Raw genomic sequence first — 17,244 nt, 5'->3', positions numbered from 1 at the left:
AAAAGAAGCATTACAGCCGCAAGACGATGACTGTAAGCCAAATCCTCAAGCGGCTAAAGCACCAGCCGCATCAGCGGCCTACCGGGCTTGCGCTCCAGAAGCCTCTCGAACCCGGCCTTCTCGAACACGCGCGACGAGCCGACGAACAGCCCGATCGAACGCGAATCGCGCGACAGATCGATCGGCCAGGCTTCCAGCAGCCTGGCGCCATTTTCGCGGGCAAAGGCGATGCCGCCGTCGACAAGTCGATGAGTGATGCCCCTGCCCCGCGCCTTGGCGCGAATGAAAAAGCAGGAGATCGCCCAGACGTTCGGGTCTTGGGCATCCGCGGGATCGACAGGCGCCGAGCCCCGGCCTTGATTGTTCCATTCAGGCACGTCGGCGCGCGGGCCGACCTGCATCCAGCCGACGGCCTTGCCGTCCTCGAAAGCTAGAAGCCCGGGCGGCGGGCCGGCTTCGATGCGCGCCTTGATGTGATCCTTGTTGCGCTCGCGGTCGCTTGCCCGCCGCTCCGCCGGGGTCAGCCGGAAATGCGTGCACCAGCAGCCGTAACAGGCGCCCTGCTTGCCGAAGAGATCCTCGAAATCGGTCCAACGCTCAGGACTCAGCGGTACTATGGTCGTGCTCATACGTTCTCCCCAGGCCAAGCTTGTTGCAGGCCCTGCACTGTCGTACCATTGCGTTTGTTCTCTTTATGTTCGCAGCGATGGCGGCTCCTGTCAACAATCCCGAACACGGCTTCTGTCGCGACTGCCTGGCTTCTCAGCGCAGCGAGACGCGCCGTTGCGAGCGCTGCGGCAGCCCGCGCCTTGTCCGTCATCCGGAACTCTACCGGCTGCACATCGCTCACATCGACTGCGACGCTTTCTATGCCGCCATCGAAAAGCGGGACAATCCGGCGCTGAAGGACAAGCCACTCATCGTCGGTGGCGGCAGGCGCGGCGTCGTCTCCACTGCCTGCTACATCGCCCGCATCCAGGGCGTGCGCTCGGCGATGCCGATGTTCAAGGCGCTCGAGGCCTGTCCCGAGGCCGTGGTGATTCCGCCGAACATGGAAAAATATGTCCGCGTCGGCCGCGAGGTGCGCGCGCTGATGCAGGCGCTGACGCCGCTGGTCGAGCCGCTGTCGATCGACGAAGCTTTTCTCGACCTCGCCGGTACCGAGCGGCTGCATGGCATGCCGCCGGCGCTTGTGCTGGCCCGCTTCGCACAGACCGTCGAGAAGGAACTCGGCATCACCGTTTCCGCCGGTCTCTCTTACTGCAAGTTCCTCGCCAAGATCGCGTCGGACTTCCGCAAGCCGCGCGGCTTTTCAGTCATCGGCGAAGCGGAAGCGCCAAGCTTTCTCGCCGGGCAGCCGGTCACGCTGATCTGGGGCGTCGGCAAGGCCTTGGCCGCGACGCTCGAGCGCGACGGCATCCGCACCATTGCCCAGCTGCAGCGCATGGAGCGCGGCGAGCTGATGCGGCGCTACGGTGTCATGGGCGACCGGCTCTACCGGCTTTCGCGCGGCGAGGATGACCGCCGCGTCGACCCCGACGGCGATGCCAAGAGCGTATCGGCCGAAACCACCTTCGACAACGACATCGGCTCGCTGGCAGAATTGGTGCCGGTGCTGCGCGGCCTGTCGGAAAAAGTCTCGGCGCGGCTGAAGAAATCCGGCATTGCCGGGCGCACCGTGGTGCTGAAGCTGAAGACGCAGGATTTCAAGCTGCGCACACGCAACCGCCAGCTTGGCGATCCGACACGGCTGGCCGATCGCATCTTCCAAACCGGGCTCGATTTGTTGCGTCGCGAGACCGACGGCACGAAATTCCGCCTGCTCGGCATCGGCGTCAGCGATCTTTCCGACGACGGGAAGGCCGATCCGCCGGATCTGGTCGACGTCCAGTCGCGCAAGCGCGCGATGGCCGAAACCGCGATCGACGAGCTGCGCGACAAATTCGGCAGGAAGGCCGTCGAGACCGGTTACACCTTCGGCAAGGGCCGTGCTGCCAACCCGCCCGAGCCGCTCGAGGACTGAGACCGGCTGGCATTCATGGGCGGCTTGATCAGGTGCGCTGCAGGTCGATCCGGCTCGTCACCATGGTCTTGCCAGTTTCTGGATCCGTGTCGGTCACCGTCAGCCGCATGCTGTCGCTGCCGGTCTTTTCGACGGTCAACTGCGCTTTGCGGTCGCCATTGACCTCCTTTGCCCAACGGATGCCGAGATTGAGCGCGTTGCCCGAGCGGCTGCCGTTCAATTGCGCCGGCCCGGTACGTGAGCCGATATAGACGCCGCTATAGCCCCTGCCGGTGGCCTTCAGATCCGCGCTGATCTCCCGCGTCATCAAGATCAGCCCGCGGCATTTGCCGTCGAGCGACAGCGAGGTCGAGGTAGCGCCGGATTTGAAGTCGCAGGAGATATTCACCGTCGGCGCATTCGCGCTCACCTTGAAGGTGCCGTTGCCGGCGAAGCTGCCCTGGAACGAGCGCAGGAAATCTGCATCGTCGGCGTAGGCGCTCGCGGCAGTCATCAGGCAGCCGGCGAGAACGAGCGGAACCACTGGTCTCATCGAAATTCTCCCCCGTTGGAGCCGAAACGCGCCTCCTGGCCTCGGAAGGCGCAAACAGACTCAGGAACGCAAGCGATCTTGGCAGGTTCCCCTGCCGATATCACCGTTTTGCAACAATGTCGGTTGGCGTGAGGGTATTTTAAGCCGGCGGCGGCTCAGGCCGAGAGCGCGGCCTTCACCCAATCCAGCCGCGCTGCCGGCACCAGCCCGTAATTATAGAAATTGATGCCATCGACATCAGTTTTCCGCGCCGGGCTGACCTTCGCCGCTAGCAACTGCGGACCCGCCATTTCCGGGTAAAAAAGCCGGTAGCCGGTGCCGAGAAATTTGCCGGCGCCGAGCGCGGCGCGGCCGTCCGTCACCAGGCTTGCGACATCCTCGGCCTGCATGTCATAGGCGCACAGGATCGCCCCGTCGCAGACCTTGCCGACAGCCGCCAGATCGCAGCCACCCAGCCAGCCTTCCTTGAGGTCGATGATGAGGACCTCGGTGACCGGATGCGCCACCTCGCGCAGCTCGGCGATCAGACTGGTCACCGGCTCGAAGCGCCAGACCAGATAGGCGTGTAGCTCCGGCCATGGCCCGAAAACCTCGAGTCCGCTCGCTGGAAAGCTGGGGAAGCGCCGCTCCGGCACTGCGCGCTCGCAGGTCTCGACAATCCATTGCCGGACGAGCGCTCGCGCCGGTTCGGCGTTGACCCCGGCTTTGGCTGCGCGATCGACACAGGAGGGACAGAAGCACAGCGACAGCAGGAAATCCTCCTCGGGCGTCAGGCCGACGCCGTCCTTTTCGTGATGGTACTCATGGGCAAATCCCATGAAGGAAGGGCTTTCGAGTTCGATCCTGTCCGGTTTGTAGCCGTGCGAGATGTCCGCAACCAGCGCCCGGACATAGGCGCGCGCGTCGGGATGCGAGGGACAGAGATTGTAATAGTTGGGATCGCCGAAGGCGTTGCGAGTGACCGCCTCGGGATGAAGCATGCCGAGGCGGGTGTTGTGCAGGCACACCGTCCAGCAAGAGACCCCGGGGCCGCCCTGTTCCCGCCGGCGGACGAGTTGGCCAAGCACGTCGCCGCCTTCGCTAATCACATCCGCGACCTTGGGCTGGATGGCGAGGTCGGCCCATCGCGCCGCTGACGGCTTGAAATAGATGGTGCCATCCTCTGGAAAATAGGCTTTTCGCCGCGGGCTACGCGGCTGCAGGAAGCGACCGGCATGATAGGAGGTGGCCAGGCTGATCATGTTGAGGTCGGCGCGCTGGACAATATCGCGCTCGACCGTCTCCAGGCCGAGATCCTGAATGTCCCAGGGATAGGTCCACATCGAAAGCTGCATGCTCATCCTCGGTTCTTCGTCCCTTCCGGGCCGGCGTCAGCCTTCGACCGGCTCGGCCACTTGCATCAGGCAGTCGCCCGCCTCGCACATGGTGTGCAGCCGGCGCGACAGCACGATGCCGCTTTCGGAGAAACGCATCGCCTCCTCGGCAAGCTCCAGCCGTTCGAGATCGTGATACCATCCCGCCAGCTGGCCAGCACTGACGCTGTCGCCGAGGCGGACCGCAGGCTCGAACCAGCCGCGCCGCGTCGAGTAGATGCCCTGGCTGTGCCTCGACAGCGAAAGCAACCGCGTCGGCTTCGCCGGCTCTGCGTCCGATGTGAGCACCGGCGCCGCGACCACGCCCAGCTCGACCATCAGGCGATCGAGCGCGCGAGCGGTAAGCGTCATCGAATCGACGGTAGCGGTTCCGCCGCCGCCGAATTCGCCGCTGACGCCGATGGCGCCAGCCCGGCGCGCGGCACCCATCGAGGTCGGCGAGGCCTGGCCGTTGTCTGCGACGAAGCCGAACGGCATCCCGAGCGCGCGCATTAGCTCGACACCCCGCCGATGGCGCTCGGCATCGGCATTGCGCTCGACCAGCGCCGTCGGCAGATGCTCCATCGAGGTGCCGCCCGAATGGATGTCGAAGACGACATCGTGACGGGGAAACAGTTCCGTTTCCAGGAAATGGGCGAGCCGACTGGTCGGCGTGCCCGTCGGATCGCCCGGGAACGCGCGGTTGAGGTTGCCGCCGTCCAGCGGCGAGCAGCGCTTGGCGGCCATAACCGCCGGCGTATTCGCCATCGGCAGGATTGTGATGCGACCGCTGATTGCGGCCGGATCGAGCCGGCGGATCAGCTTGGCCAGCGACAGCTCGCCCTCATACTCGTCGCCGTGGTTGCCAGCCATCAGCAGCAGTGAGGGACCCTTCCCGTTGCGAATGGTGCAGATCGGTACCTTGACCTGGAAATAGGGTGAGCGGTCGACCGAGAACGGAATGCTGAGATAGCCGTGCGTTTTGCCTTCGCGGTCGAAACCGAGCGTGTGGACAAGGCCGGTATGCATGCTGTCCTCTCAGACGGCCGCGACGGCGGTGACTTCGATGCGCAGGTCCGGGTCGGCCAGACGCGCTTCGACGCAGGCGCGTGCCGGCAGGCGCTCGGGATCCACCCAGGCATCGTAGATCTTGTTCATCGCGTCGAAATCGCCGATCTGCGGCAAGAAGATGTTGACCGCCACGAGCTTCGACTTGCTGCTGCCGGCCTCATGCAGCAGCGCCTCGACTTTGGCCAGAACATCGCTGGTCTGCGCTTCGATGCCCCCCTTGCGGTCGTTGGCGACCTGGCCGGCTATATGCACCATGCCGCCATACACCACCGCCTGCGACATGCGAGAGCCGGACTGGAAGTATTTGATCATCTCGGATCCTTTCGAGTTCTTTTTGGAGGCCTGGTCAGCCGAAATAAGTCGGAATGGCATGGGCCACACGACCGGTCTCATCCACACCGAAAATAACGCGATAGCGGTCGAGGCAGGTGCAGGGATGCGAAATGCCGAATTCGATGACGTCGCCGACCGCGATGTCGTCGCCAGGCTGGAGAGCCAGGAAGGCATGCTGATCGTTGAGCTTGACTACCTGCGATTTCTCAGGTGAAGCCGGCAGCGGCTCGCCCGAACGATACACCCTGAGCGGCTTGGGAAAACCCTGGTCGAAGGAGACGTCGCGCATGCCCATGCCGCAAATGACGAGATCAGGTTCCGGCCGCGAAAGCACTTCGGCCCAGACACGCAGGACCGGACGGAAAGAATTGCGCGCCGAGGCGGTGGCGCCGCCGAGCTCGAAACCGCTGCGGCTGTCGACCGCGCCAAGCGATCGGTCATAGACGCCGTGGTCGTGGAAGAAGATGGCACCGCTGCGCAGCACCAGCGTCGCCTTGCCGTCCTGTTCGACCAGCGGCGAAAGCGCCGCCACCACCCTGTCGAAGAAGACCGACCCGCCGGCCGTCACGACCAGGGGAGCCTCGCCGCCGAGGCGAGCGCGGAGCCTGAGGAACATGTCGCCCACCGATGCCAGCAGCGCAGAGACCGCTTCATCGGTGCGCAGCGAATCAGGCTGAGCGGCAGCACCTTCATAGGTGCCGACGCCGGCAATGCGCAGCCGTCCGCCGGTCGCAGCGACGGCATCGGCGATTGCTTCGGCCTCGGCCGTGGTTCGTGCGCCGGCCCTCGCCGCGCCGAGCTCGACCAGGACACGCAACGGCGGGAGATCGGCAGCTGCCCGCCACGCATCCGCCAGTGCCCGCACGGCCGCGACCGAGTCGGCGAAGACATAGAGCTCGGCATCCGGCCACGCGCCAGTCAGTTTCGCGAGCCGGCCTGCACCACCGGCGCCGCCGACCTCGTTGGCAATGATCAGTCTCGAGAGACCCGCCTTCAGCATCACCGTTGCCTGCCTTATATCGGCGACCGTCGTGCCCCAGGCACCGGCCTTGACCAGCGAATGGGCGAGATCCGGCGCCATCGGCGTCTTGGCATGCGGCGCGACCGCAGCGCCCTGCTCGAGCGCATAACGCAGGAACAAGTCGCGATTTGAGGCGAAGGCCGCTTCGTCAAGGGTGAGCAGCGGCAGCGACATGCGGCCATCGGCCGGATGCCAGCCTTGCTGTCCGGCCAGGCTGGAATCCAATCCGGACGTGCCGGGGGGCACGCCACGGATACGATCGTCGAGCATGAAATTTTCATGCACGACAAGCGATTGGGCCGGTGTGTTCTCGCTCATCCGATGCTAACCCTTCGGTCGCCGAACAATGGCTCAACCGATTGCCGGCCAAGGCCTGAGGGAACCGCGTGCCAAATCCCTACTCCGGACCCATCATCGACGCCCATCACCATCTCTGGGATCTCAGCCTCGGCCGCCATCCCTGGCTGACCGCCTCTGCCGGCGAACGCGGCGGCCTCGGCGAGCTTGATGCCTTGCGCCGCAACTATCTGCCCGAGGATTATCTGCGCGACGCCGCCCGGCACAATGTCGTCGCCAGCGTCCATGTCGAAGCCGGCTGGGCGAGCGACGACAGCGTCGGCGAGACCCGCTGGCTCGAGACGCTCGACAAGTCGTGCGGCGTAGCGGCGCGCTACGTCGTCCATGTGCCGTTGGCGAGCCACAACGCGGCGGAGTTGATCGAGGCGCAGGCCGCGTTCGACCGCGTCATCGGCATACGCGACATTCTGAGCTGGGACCCTGATCCCGCCCGGCGCTTCGCCGCTCGCGACGGCATAATGGACGATCCCGCCTGGCGCGCCGGCCTTGGCTCGCTCGCCCGGTACGGGCTCTCCTTCGACCTGATGGTGTTTCCACGCCAACTGGCCGAGGCAGCGCACCTCGCCGCGGCCTTTCCCGACCAGCAATTCGTCCTCAACCATTGCGGCAGCCCGATCGACCGTGATCCCGAAGGCTTGCAGAGATGGCGAGACGGGCTGCGGCGGCTGGCCGAGCGCGACAACGTCGCCATCAAGATCTCCGACCTGGTCGCTTACGATCATGACTGGACGCTCGAAAGTCTGCGGCCGATCGTTCTGCATTGCATCGACTGCTTCGGCATGAAGCGCGCCATGTTCGGCTCCGACTTCCCGGTCGCCGGCCTGCACGCCTCGTTCGATGAGGTATATGACAGCTTCAAGGTCATCACCGCCGATCTTTCCCGGGATGAGCAGGCGGCGCTGTTCTTTGGCAACGCCGCTCGCATCTATCGCCTGGACGCCGGGTCATCGCCGGGCTTGCTCCCTGCCTGAGAGCAGCAGCAGCCCGAGGATGAGCGAACCGAACAGGATGCTGCGCCAGCCGGGCGATGCATTGACCACGGTGATCAGCGCAGTGATCGTCACCAGCAGGATGGCTCCCGGGATGGTGCCGGCATAGGTGCCGAGCCCGCCGAGGATCGAGGTGCCGCCAAGCACCACTGCGGCGATCGAGGCGAGCAGATAAGGATCGCCGATCCCGACATAGCCCTGCCCGTTCATGCCGAGCACCAGCACGCCCGCGAGCCCCGCCGTGAATCCGCTGATGCCGTAGACGGCCAATGTCGTGGAAATGATCGGCACGCCCGATAGCGAAGCCGCAAGCGGATTGGCGCCCATGGCGAAGATGCGGGCGCCGAAAGGCGTTGCATGCATCAGCGTCAGCACGAGCACGGAAACCGCGATCCACAGCAGGATGCCAGCCGGGATGCCGGCCGGCCGCGCATTGCCAAGCCAATGAACCAGCGGGTTCTCGGCGGTGACGGCACTGCCGCCGGCAATGATGATCAGCAGACCCTGCAGGAATGTCGCCATGGCAAGCGTCATGATCATCGGATGGACTCGCAGCAGCGCCACGCCTAACCCGTTGACCACGCCGATAGCTGTGGTCAGCGCAAGCACCGCGAGCACGGAGGCAAGGCCGGTCGGATCGGCCTGCCATGACAGCAGCGGCAGGCTGATGGCGCTGACGGTGACGATCGCTGCCACCGAGAGATCGATGCCGCCGGCGATCACCACGAAGGTCTGCCCGGCCGCCACGAGGCCGATCACCGCGCCAAGTTCTACCAGGTAGCGCAGATGTCCGTAGGCGCCGAAGCCGCGCGATGCGAAGCTCGCCGCGATCCAGACTGCGACGACGATGGCAAGGGTAAGGGACGGTCGGCTGGTGAGGATCGCCCTGGCGCGTCTGCCGCCGGGGCTATCGGTCCAGGCTGTCATTGCTGCACCTTGCGGAATTGCGGGATGGCGACCGCGCCGATGATGATCAGCCCTTGCGCGACATACTGCGCTACCGGGGTGAAGCCGAGGAAGAACATCACGCTAATCATCAGGCTGAGCAGCAGGCTGCCGGCGAGCGCGCCTCGCATGGTGCCCTGCCCGCCGAGAAAGCCAATGCCGCCAAGCACGGCAGCGGCAATGGAATTGAGCGTGAAGGCGGTGCCGATGACCGGATCGCCAGAGCCCGTTTGCGCGGCGACGAACAGCCCGGCGCCGGTCGACAAGAGGCCGCTGATCGCATAGGCGGCCACACGCGCCGCGTCGACCGGCACACCGGAACGGTAAGCCCCGACCGGATTCTCGCCGGCGGCATAGAGGCTCAATCCAAGCGGCGTGGCGAGATAGAGCTTCCACAGCAGGACGACCACCACCAGCAGCACGAACACCGCTGGCGTGTCGCCGGCAAGCAGGTCGGACAGCCAAGCCGGGATGGAGCCGCCAGGCCTCGGCAGGATCAGCAGTGCGGCGCCGCCGATGATGAACGAGCCGGCGAGCGTCACCACGATCGCCGGCAGGCGCAGCCTGACCACGATGAAGCCGGTCGCGGCGCCGATGCCGAGCCCGGCAAGCGCCACGGCGGCCGCGCCGCCGGCGACGCCCAGCGGTCCGCCCATGGTGGTCGCGGCAATGACCGCGCCGAGGCTGACGGTCGCGCCGATCGCAAGGCTGATGCCGCCGGTGAGCATGAGGATCGCCTGCGCCATCGCCACCAGCGCCAGCGGGAACCAGCTCTGGGTGAACTTGGCAAAGCCGGAGACCGTGAACAGGCCCGGAAAAAGCACGGCATAAGCGATGAGAAACGCCAGCACGACCAGGAAGAGGCTGCGAACGCCGATGTTGCGGCGCGCCTGCACCTGCCAGTAGAGCGCGCCGTCGGCTCTCGCGGATGGAATGATGCTCATGCCGCCACCTTCCGCCTCTCTGCACCCATCGCCGCCGACACGATGGCTTCCTCGCTCAGCGCGGCACGCTCGAGCATCCTGGCGACCCGGCCTTCACGAACCACCGCGACGCGGTCGCATAGATGCACCAGTTCCGGCGTATCGGAACTGAGCAGCACGACCGCCTTGCCAGCGGCGGCGAAGGCGCGAAGCATCAGATAGATTTCGCGCTTGGTCCCGACGTCGACGCCACGCGTCGGATCGTTGAGCAGCAGCACCAGCGGATCGTGCGGCATCCACTTCGCCAGCGCGACCTTCTGCTGATTGCCGCCCGACAAGGCCTGCGCCGGACGCTGCAGGTCGCCCTTGATGGAAAGCTGGGCGGCGAGATCCCTTCCCTTCTGGCGTTCAGCCTTGCGGCTGCGCAGCTTCAACGACGGAAGCCTCGCGAGGGAAGGCAACATCATGTTGGTGATGATCGGATGAATAAGGTGGAGGCCCTCGCGCTTACGGTCGGCTGGCACATAGGCGAGCCCCAGCGCGTTGGCTTTCGGCACATTGCCCGGCAGGCCCGACACGCCGTTTACCGTCGCCGAAACCGTCCTCGCCGGGATGGCCCCATAAAGACCGAGCAGCAGATCCTCCTGCCCCTGACCGACCAGGCCGCCTATGCCCAGCACCTCGCCGGTCCCGATGTCGAGGTCGACGTCTTGCATCAGGCCGGCCGAGAAGCCGCGGACCGAGATGGCGGCGCCGGGCGATACCGACGGCTGCCATTTCGGAAAGAGATCGCCGGGGTCGCGGCCGACCATCAGGCGCACCAATCCAGTCGCGTCGGTTCCCTCCAGCGACCGGTCGGCCGTGCAGGTGCCGTCCTTCAGCACGGTCACATGCTGGCAGAGCGCCATCACCTCGTTGAGCCGGTGCGAGATGTAGAGAATGGCGACGCCTTCTCCACGCAACCGTCCCAACAGGGCGGTGAGGATTTTCGTTTCCGTCGCCGAGAGCGACGAGGTCGGCTCGTCGAGGATGAGCACGCGCGGCCGGCGATAGAGAGCCTTGGCGATCTCCACCATCTGCCGTCGCCCGAGGGATAGATTCCCAACTGGTGTCGACAGCGGCTCGTCGAGGCCGACAAGTTTGCATGCCGCCTTCGCCCGCGCGGCAAGCTCCTTGTAATCGACTAGCCCGAAGCGCTTGGGATAGGCGCCGATGCCGATGTTCTCGGCTATAGAAAGGCTGGCCGTCAGGCTGAGCTCTTGCTGCACGACGGCGATGCCGGCCCGCCGCGCGAGCGCTGGCGTCATGCGTGCCACGGCACGCCCATCGAGCTCGATGGTCCCGCTGTCCGGGCGCAAGGCGCCCGACAGGAGGTTGATCAAGGTCGACTTTCCGGCGCCGTTCTCGCCGAGCAGCGCATGCACGCGGCCCGGCTGGAGAGCGATGGAGACGTCGCGCAGGACGGGGTTGCCGAAGAACGCCTTCGACACCCCCCGCGCGGCAAGGAGCGGAGCCATGGTCAATGCTGCGACCTTTCCGGCCTACTTCTGCGCCAGCAGCTTCTTGAACAGCTCCTCATCGTAGGGCGAATAGATGTAACCGTCAGCCGGGAAATCTTTCGCCCGGGCGAGGTATTGATCGATGTTGGAATTGTCGATGACCGGCAGCGGAATCTTGACGAAGGCCGGCACGTCCTTACCCTCCAGCGCCTGGACCGCGGTGTAGGTGGCAAAGGCGCCGAGCCAGTTCGGCTGCATGGTCGCCCAGCTCTTCAGGCCCTTTTCCTTCCACAGCTCGAGGAACTGGCGCGCATTCTCGCCGGTGATCGGCACCTGGTCGCGGCCCTGCTTGTCGAGCGCGAGCACCGCACCGGCCGAGAGCGCGCCGCCGAGCGACAGGATGCCGTCGATCTCGGGATTGGCGAACAGCAAGCTGGTGACGGCTTCCTGGGCCGGCGCGACATTGTACGGCGTGTTGGTCTCGGCGAGGATTTTCACGTCGGGGTGGGCCTTGAGCTCGGCATCGGCGCCCTTGCGGCGATCGTCGCTGACTGAAACGCCGGCGGGGCCGTTGAGGATAAGGATCTTGCCCTTGCCGCCGATGGCGTCGATCAGGAACTTCGCGGCCTGGTCGCCCCACTGCGAGGAATCCGTGTTGACCTTGGCCGTCACCTGGTCGGTATCGACCAGGCTGTCGAAGTTGATGATCGCGATACCCTTGGCGCAGGCATCCGCGATCACGCGCGCCGGAGCGGTCGAGGAACCGGCGATCAGGATGATGGCGTCGACATTGGAATCGATCATCGACTGGATCTGCTGGATCTGCACATTGGCGTCGCCCTGGGCGTCGGTCACGACCAGCTTGTCGACCAGCCCCTGCTTCTTGAGCGCCTCGACCTCGGCTTCGATCGTGCCCTGGGTCTGCTTCATCCAGGTCGGCACGGAATAGATGTTGGCCCAGCCGATCGTATACGGCGCCTTGCGGTCGCCCTTGATGCACTTCGCGGCCGCATCGGCCTGCGAGCCGACACCCACGGCCAGGACGAGACCGAGGCAAAAGGCGCTGGCGGATACGAAAAACGATGACTTCTTCATGACGGTTCCCCTTCTGTAGCTCTTGTCCGGACGCGCGGAGTCGGGACGGCGAAACACCGCGGTCGCCGCGTCGCGGAAACCGCTTGTTCGTCGTCTGGACTTCTTCTGCCCGGCTCGTTAGTTTGTCCGATATTCCAGACAACGTGTCTGTATATCGGACAAACTGGATGCTAGACTGAGCCTTGACATCTTTCAAGCGTCTTGAGACGAGAGCCGAAAATGATTTTTGGGCGGCTGGCATGAGCGAAGGCGCAACTGGTTTGATCGAGGCAGGCGCCGGGGTGCAACCGCAGGCCGGTGAGCGCCGCCGCGGCATCGACCGCGTCATCATGCTGCTCGAGGCCCTGCTGAAGCATCGCGCGCCGATGCGCATCGGCGACATCGCAAAGATGATCAACGCACCCCGTTCGACGACCTATGAGATCGTCAACAGCCTGCTCGGAGCCGAGATGCTCGAAAATGTCGGGTCCGAGGGCTACGTCTATTTCGGGCGGGCGATGCACTTGTTCGGATGGGCGTACTCGCATCACAACGCACACTATCGCCGCATCCTTGAAACGCTGGACAGGATGGCGGCCGAGACCGGCGAGACCGTTCAGCTCTGTGGCCTGCGCGGCAACAAATATGTCGTTCTCGATTGTCGGGATTCTCCTGGCCCTTTCCGCATCTCGAGCGATGTCGGCATCGAGGTGCCGATCCCCTGGACGGCGTCGGGGCGGCTGCTGGTCGGCCATATGCAGGAGAGGGAACTCAAGGATTTCATTCCTGCCGCCGACTACGAACTCCCCGACGGTCGGGTCATTGCTCCCGACGAATTCTTCGCCGACGTCGACCTGGCTCGCCGGCAGGGCTTCAGCGAGACCTCGGCGCTCGCCGACCGTTTCACCTGGTGCATGGCGGCTCCCATCCGCGACAGCCACGGCGCCATCAACACGACGCTTTGCTTTGTGCTGCCGGTCGATACGCCGGAGCCGCGTCGCAACCAGTTGCTTGAGCTGCTGCGCGAGCGCGCCCGCGCACTGTCGCTCGCCGGAAGCTGAGCCGGAATGCGGCCGTCTGGCCCAGTCGAATGCCGCGACTACCGGTTGCGGCACAACGACGGTCTTGCGACATAGCGCCAATGGCACCCGCTCCCTCGATCACCAAGGCCGCGCTCTGGATGGCGCTGTCGATCGCCTCGTTCCTGGCGATGTCGGTCGCTGGCCGTACCGCGACGGCCGCGCTCAATGTCTTCCAGGTGCTGGAGCTGCGCTCGGTGATCGGCTTCTTCATCCTGCTGCCGCTGGTGCTGATGGGGGGCGGCTTTAGGGCGATGCGCACCCAGCGCCCGCTCGCCCACATTGCCCGCAACGTGGTCCATTATGCCGGCCAGGCCGCCTGGCTCTATGCGCTGACCTTGATTCCGCTGGCCGTGCTGATCTCGATCGAGTTCACGACCCCGATCTGGACGGCGATCCTGGCGGTGAGCTTTCTCGGCGAAAGGCTGTCGCGGGCCAGGCTGACGGCAATCGTGCTGGGGCTGATCGGCGTGGTGATAATCGTGCGTCCCGGCGTCGGCTCGGTCGATCCCGGGCATCTCGTCGTGCTGGGAGCCGCAATGTGCTTCGGCGTTTCGGTGGTCATGGTCAAGTCGCTGACGCGAACCGACAGCGTCGTGCGCATCATCTTCTGGATGCTGATCATTCAGTCCGTGGTCGGCCTCGTCCCGGCGCTCTATGTCTGGCGCAACCCGGCAGTCGAACTGTGGCCGTCGATTTTGGTGGTCGCCTTCACCGGCATGTCCTCCCATTTCTGCATGGCCCGCGCGCTCAGCCACGCCGATGCGACCGTCATTTCGCCGATGGACTTCCTGCGCGTGCCGCTGTCGGCGCTGATCGGATGGCTGCTTTACAACGAGCAGATCGATGTCTTCACCGCCGGCGGCGCCTTGCTGATCCTGACCGGCAATCTGCTCAACCTGCAGCGCAAGGCGCCTCAGCCTGCCGAAGTCGCGACCTCCTAGCTGCCAGGTCAGACGCCCGGTTGGGTTGCCTGCGAACTGGCGTCGGCGGGACCGTCATCACTCGCCTCATCGCTCAATCGTAGACGCCATCAAATAGAAGATCATTGTCGCCGCCGGCCTTGAAATGTCCGGCGTAAGAGCCCGCTGGCAGCAGCAGGGCTTCGCCCGCACCGTTGCGTAATGTTACGGTCTTTGGCCCGATCGCAAGGTGAAATGGCGGATCAAGCACGGTGCCGTCGATTTCGACCCGGCCCCGCAAAGGCGTTCCATCGGCGCTGTAGAGCGCATAAGTTCCAGCAATAGGAACATCAAAGATCTTCCGCTCACCGGGTTGCAGGCGGAAACCAGCGATCCTGAGGTTTGGCGCCACACGGACATAGCTGTTCAAAATCAGGGGCGCGACTACCGGATAGATATAGTCCATCCGGTAGGACCACAGGATCAGCTTCGGGCGAGACTTGCTAAGCACATTGTAAGCCTCGGAACGCCCGCTTTCCCGCAAGGTCGCGAGCACGTAGTGTTTGTCGAGCCACAAAGTTGTTGGCTCCATTCGATTGGGCAACATTCCTATGCCGTCGAAGTACCGCTCGTCGGGTGCAAGCAATGACTCCGCACGCGCCACCAGCTCAAGTTGGGCCGTATTGTCGAAGCGAAAGTAAAGTATATTGGCAACGAAGCTTATGGCCATCGCCGTGACCAAGGCTATCCACGCCAGGCGCAGATAACGCGCGCGGGCTGCGAGGCCGTCGAGCATCGTCAACGACCATAGCGACATGAACGGCAACGCCATGATGAACACGTAGGGCCACGGCTGGTCGTGCGCGAAGACCAGCACCGTGATGACGACAGAGAAGATCAGCGCAATTCGCCTCCGCTCGTCGAGCTTCATGATCTGTATCAGAGACAGAGCCATGCCGGCGAAACAGAAGACGTAAAGAACATAATTGCGCGCGAGCGTCTGAACCACGAAGCGCCTCAGCCCCCCGTAGTCACCGCCGCCGCGCGTCGCGACCTCAACAGGGCCGAACACCAGGCTCTTGGCGACGGGAACAGGGTCGGCGCCGCCGAAGATGAAGCAATATGCGATTATAGGGAGAGTCCATCCCAGCACGAGCCATGCCCCGCGGGCCATGCCTGCCAGATAGCGTCTCATCAAAGCCGCGTCGGCGACCAGGCCAAGGCCTAGCGCAAGGTTGAAGTAGATTGATTTCTGCGTTGCGAGAAACGACAGGCCGCTCAAGGCGCCGGCAGCGACAAGCTGCCATCCCCTCAATTCACGGGCCCGTAGCACGACCAGCAGCGCCCCTACGGCGAAGAACACCGCCAGCGGTTCGGCGATAGTGCGAAAGATGCGCTCCATGAAATTCGAGAAGCACAAGAGGACGAGGACAATGGCCAAGGCACGAACCCGATCCTCCCCAAGCGCGCGAGCGCAGGCGTAGACCAAAGCAATGGTCGCGCATGCCAGCAATGCGGTCTGCATACGACCGACAAGCAGAATGGACGTGGCATCCCAACCGATCAGGTGAGCCAGCTTGTAAAAGGCGGTGGAACCGACCGCCTTGCTTGGCTGCACGGTGGCGAACAGCCCATTAAACAAATGCTTCGCGTATCCAAGCTGACCAAATTCGTCCATGACGAATCGGCAATTCCAAGCCGAGGCGAACAACAACGCGATCTTCAGTACGATCAAAGCGCGTAGAAAGATCGTTAAGCGGCGCGATCCTGCACCGAATAAATCAGCCAGACCTGCTTCTGATCGCATTCAATCCCGCCCTGGAATGAACCTCAGATTTAAGCGACGTTAATTAAGAAAATTGGCTAGGCCACACCGCCCAGACGTTTGAAGCCCTGTTCGGTGTTCGTTGCTGGAAGGCCTCAAGCACAGGCCAGGGCCGAAAGCGCCTGAACTTCGGCCAGATGCGGACGCGAAACCGCATCGACCATGGCGAAGTAGGTCAAAGTTTGGCCACTCCTCCGCCTGCCAAGGTCAGCACGCCGAGCGCCGTTGCGCGCCAGTCGTACTGCGCCAACGCGTAACGAGCCATGGCGGCTCGCTCCTCGGAGGTGAGGGCAAGGCTGTCGATGGCATCGGCGCAACGCCTGGCCGACCCGTCGGGATTGGTGAGGTCGATGGCAACGCCACGCAGCCATTTGGCCGCGCCCGGGTCGGCACGGTTGCTCGGTTCGCCGCAGACGACAGGCAGTCCGCAGGCCATTGCCTCTTGAATAACGAGCGGAAAGCCCTCTCCGACGCTCGGCAACAGCAGGAAGTCAGCCCCCCGATAAAGGTCCGCCAGGGCCTGAGGGCTCTGGACACCAAGGTCGTGAACATTGGCAAGTCCCCATTTGCCGGGGTGGATCGGGCCGCTGCCGACCATCAGAAATGCGAGATCCTGGCGGAACGCGGCCAAAGCCCGCAGCACCGACAGTCCTTTCTTCTCGACGTAGCGACCAACGAAAAGAACGCGACGCGTACCCGGGGGGATCGAGTTCGCCGCAGGGGCCTCCGGCACAGGCAGCGGGCCTGAAGCGGGATGAAAAATCGCACCGTCAACACCGTTGAACAGCAGTTGGAAGGGAATGCGCGCTGGCGTGCCCACAAGATCATGGCGCACGGTGTCGCAGATGAACACAACTGCGTCAGCGGCTCGGAGCATCGGGCGCGTGATGACGATGTTGGCTAGTGCCATCACGGAGCGGAGAATGCGCGAAGAAAAGGGGATGCCGGCGATATGCTGGATCAGCACCACGCGCTTGCGAAAAGCCTTCGACATCAGCAATGCCAGGATCGATGTCATGTACAGCGCATCGTGCACTACGACCGCATTGCTACGGTGCATTTCGCGGGCTAGCGCGCGAATCGCACGGACGCGCGCCAGCGGCATTGGCAGCCCAATGACCTTCTCGACTGGGTCGACGCAGGCAAGAGGGACCGCTTCAACGTCGCCTTCCGGCGGCTGATCGGCATCGCTGGCGGCCCAAACAGCCTGAACGCCCAGTTGCGTGAATTGTCGGCACAAATGCCCGGCCACACGCTCTATGCCGCCGCCGTGACCTTCATAGAAATGGCTGACGGTCAAAATGCGCACCGGACCGACC

16 protein-coding genes are annotated in these 17,244 nt (G+C 64.3%); 4 read left to right on the top strand and 12 right to left on the bottom strand.

What is annotated here, in order from left to right:
• Positions 1-53 precede the first annotated feature (53 nt).
• Positions 54-629, bottom strand: coding sequence for a GNAT family N-acetyltransferase (locus tag P9217_RS20645; RefSeq protein WP_278087425.1), 576 nt, complete (start codon positions 627-629; stop codon positions 54-56).
• Between the two features lie 65 nt (positions 630-694).
• Here P9217_RS20645 and P9217_RS20640 point away from each other — a divergent pair, with 65 nt between their 5' ends.
• Entirely contained in the window at positions 695-2,023 is a 1,329-nt protein-coding gene (locus tag P9217_RS20640) for a DNA polymerase IV (protein ID WP_278087424.1), read from the top strand.
• Between the two features lie 28 nt (positions 2,024-2,051).
• On the opposite strand, the gene P9217_RS20635 is transcribed toward P9217_RS20640, so the two are convergent.
• The 5 genes from P9217_RS20635 to P9217_RS20615 all read right to left on the bottom strand — a co-directional run bounded on the left by P9217_RS20635 (position 2,052) and on the right by P9217_RS20615 (position 6,650).
• Entirely contained in the window at positions 2,052-2,555 is a 504-nt protein-coding gene (locus P9217_RS20635) for a hypothetical protein (protein ID WP_127404286.1), read from the bottom strand.
• Between the two features lie 155 nt (positions 2,556-2,710).
• Positions 2,711-3,889 carry a hypothetical protein gene (locus P9217_RS20630; RefSeq protein ID WP_127217428.1) on the bottom strand — a complete coding sequence of 393 codons (1,179 nt, stop codon included), beginning with the start codon at positions 3,887-3,889 and terminating at the stop codon, positions 2,711-2,713.
• Positions 3,890-3,925: 36 nt separating this feature from the next.
• The gene (locus P9217_RS20625) at positions 3,926-4,936 is read right to left on the bottom strand and encodes a succinylglutamate desuccinylase/aspartoacylase family protein (RefSeq protein WP_127847169.1); all 1,011 of its coding nucleotides are present in this window, start codon (positions 4,934-4,936) and stop codon (positions 3,926-3,928) included.
• A gap of 9 nt (positions 4,937-4,945) precedes the next feature.
• Positions 4,946-5,290, bottom strand: a complete 345-nt coding sequence (locus P9217_RS20620; protein WP_067000282.1) for a RidA family protein — start codon at positions 5,288-5,290, stop codon at positions 4,946-4,948.
• 34 nt (positions 5,291-5,324) lie between these two features.
• On the bottom strand, positions 5,325-6,650 hold the full coding sequence (locus P9217_RS20615; RefSeq protein ID WP_127217186.1) for an alanine racemase: 1,326 nt from the start codon (positions 6,648-6,650) through the stop codon (positions 5,325-5,327).
• A gap of 68 nt (positions 6,651-6,718) precedes the next feature.
• Between P9217_RS20615 and P9217_RS20610 the strand changes: the two genes are divergently transcribed.
• Positions 6,719-7,660 carry an amidohydrolase family protein gene (locus tag P9217_RS20610; protein WP_127217187.1) on the top strand — a complete coding sequence of 314 codons (942 nt, stop codon included), beginning with the start codon at positions 6,719-6,721 and terminating at the stop codon, positions 7,658-7,660.
• Here the strand turns inward: P9217_RS20610 and P9217_RS20605 are convergent.
• Genes P9217_RS20605 through P9217_RS20590 form a run of 4 tightly spaced genes read right to left on the bottom strand, consistent with a single transcriptional unit; the run spans position 7,634 to position 12,140 of the window.
• Positions 7,634-8,605: an ABC transporter permease gene (locus P9217_RS20605; protein ID WP_127248446.1), complete on the bottom strand. Its 972-nt coding sequence runs from the start codon at positions 8,603-8,605 to the stop codon at positions 7,634-7,636. The two genes, P9217_RS20610 and P9217_RS20605, sit on opposite strands and share 27 nt — an antisense overlap.
• On the bottom strand, positions 8,602-9,567 hold the full coding sequence (locus P9217_RS20600; RefSeq protein ID WP_278053868.1) for an ABC transporter permease: 966 nt from the start codon (positions 9,565-9,567) through the stop codon (positions 8,602-8,604). The genes P9217_RS20605 and P9217_RS20600 overlap by 4 nt, the downstream gene beginning before the upstream one ends.
• Positions 9,564-11,063: a sugar ABC transporter ATP-binding protein gene (locus P9217_RS20595; RefSeq protein WP_278053867.1), complete on the bottom strand. Its 1,500-nt coding sequence runs from the start codon at positions 11,061-11,063 to the stop codon at positions 9,564-9,566. The genes P9217_RS20600 and P9217_RS20595 overlap by 4 nt, the downstream gene beginning before the upstream one ends.
• Before the next feature lie 24 nt (positions 11,064-11,087).
• Positions 11,088-12,140 carry an ABC transporter substrate-binding protein gene (locus tag P9217_RS20590; protein ID WP_127403560.1) on the bottom strand — a complete coding sequence of 351 codons (1,053 nt, stop codon included), beginning with the start codon at positions 12,138-12,140 and terminating at the stop codon, positions 11,088-11,090.
• Between the two features lie 239 nt (positions 12,141-12,379).
• Between P9217_RS20590 and P9217_RS20585 the strand changes: the two genes are divergently transcribed.
• On the top strand, positions 12,380-13,180 hold the full coding sequence (locus P9217_RS20585; RefSeq protein WP_278087422.1) for an IclR family transcriptional regulator: 801 nt from the start codon (positions 12,380-12,382) through the stop codon (positions 13,178-13,180).
• Positions 13,181-13,260: 80 nt separating this feature from the next.
• Positions 13,261-14,142 (top strand): DMT family transporter, encoded by an 882-nt coding sequence (locus P9217_RS20580; protein WP_127240814.1) that lies wholly within the window; start codon positions 13,261-13,263, stop codon positions 14,140-14,142.
• Positions 14,143-14,215: 73 nt separating this feature from the next.
• Here P9217_RS20580 and P9217_RS20575 read toward each other — a convergent pair whose 3' ends face one another.
• Positions 14,216-15,907 carry a hypothetical protein gene (locus P9217_RS20575; RefSeq protein ID WP_278087421.1) on the bottom strand — a complete coding sequence of 564 codons (1,692 nt, stop codon included), beginning with the start codon at positions 15,905-15,907 and terminating at the stop codon, positions 14,216-14,218.
• Between the two features lie 193 nt (positions 15,908-16,100).
• Entirely contained in the window at positions 16,101-17,234 is a 1,134-nt protein-coding gene (locus P9217_RS20570) for a glycosyltransferase family 4 protein (protein WP_278087420.1), read from the bottom strand.
• Positions 17,235-17,244: the final 10 nt, after the last annotated feature.

Source organism: Mesorhizobium sp. WSM4989, assembly GCF_029625795.1.
Classification (GTDB): domain Bacteria; phylum Pseudomonadota; class Alphaproteobacteria; order Rhizobiales; family Rhizobiaceae; genus Mesorhizobium.
This window is presented reverse-complemented; position numbering and strand designations above follow the sequence as displayed.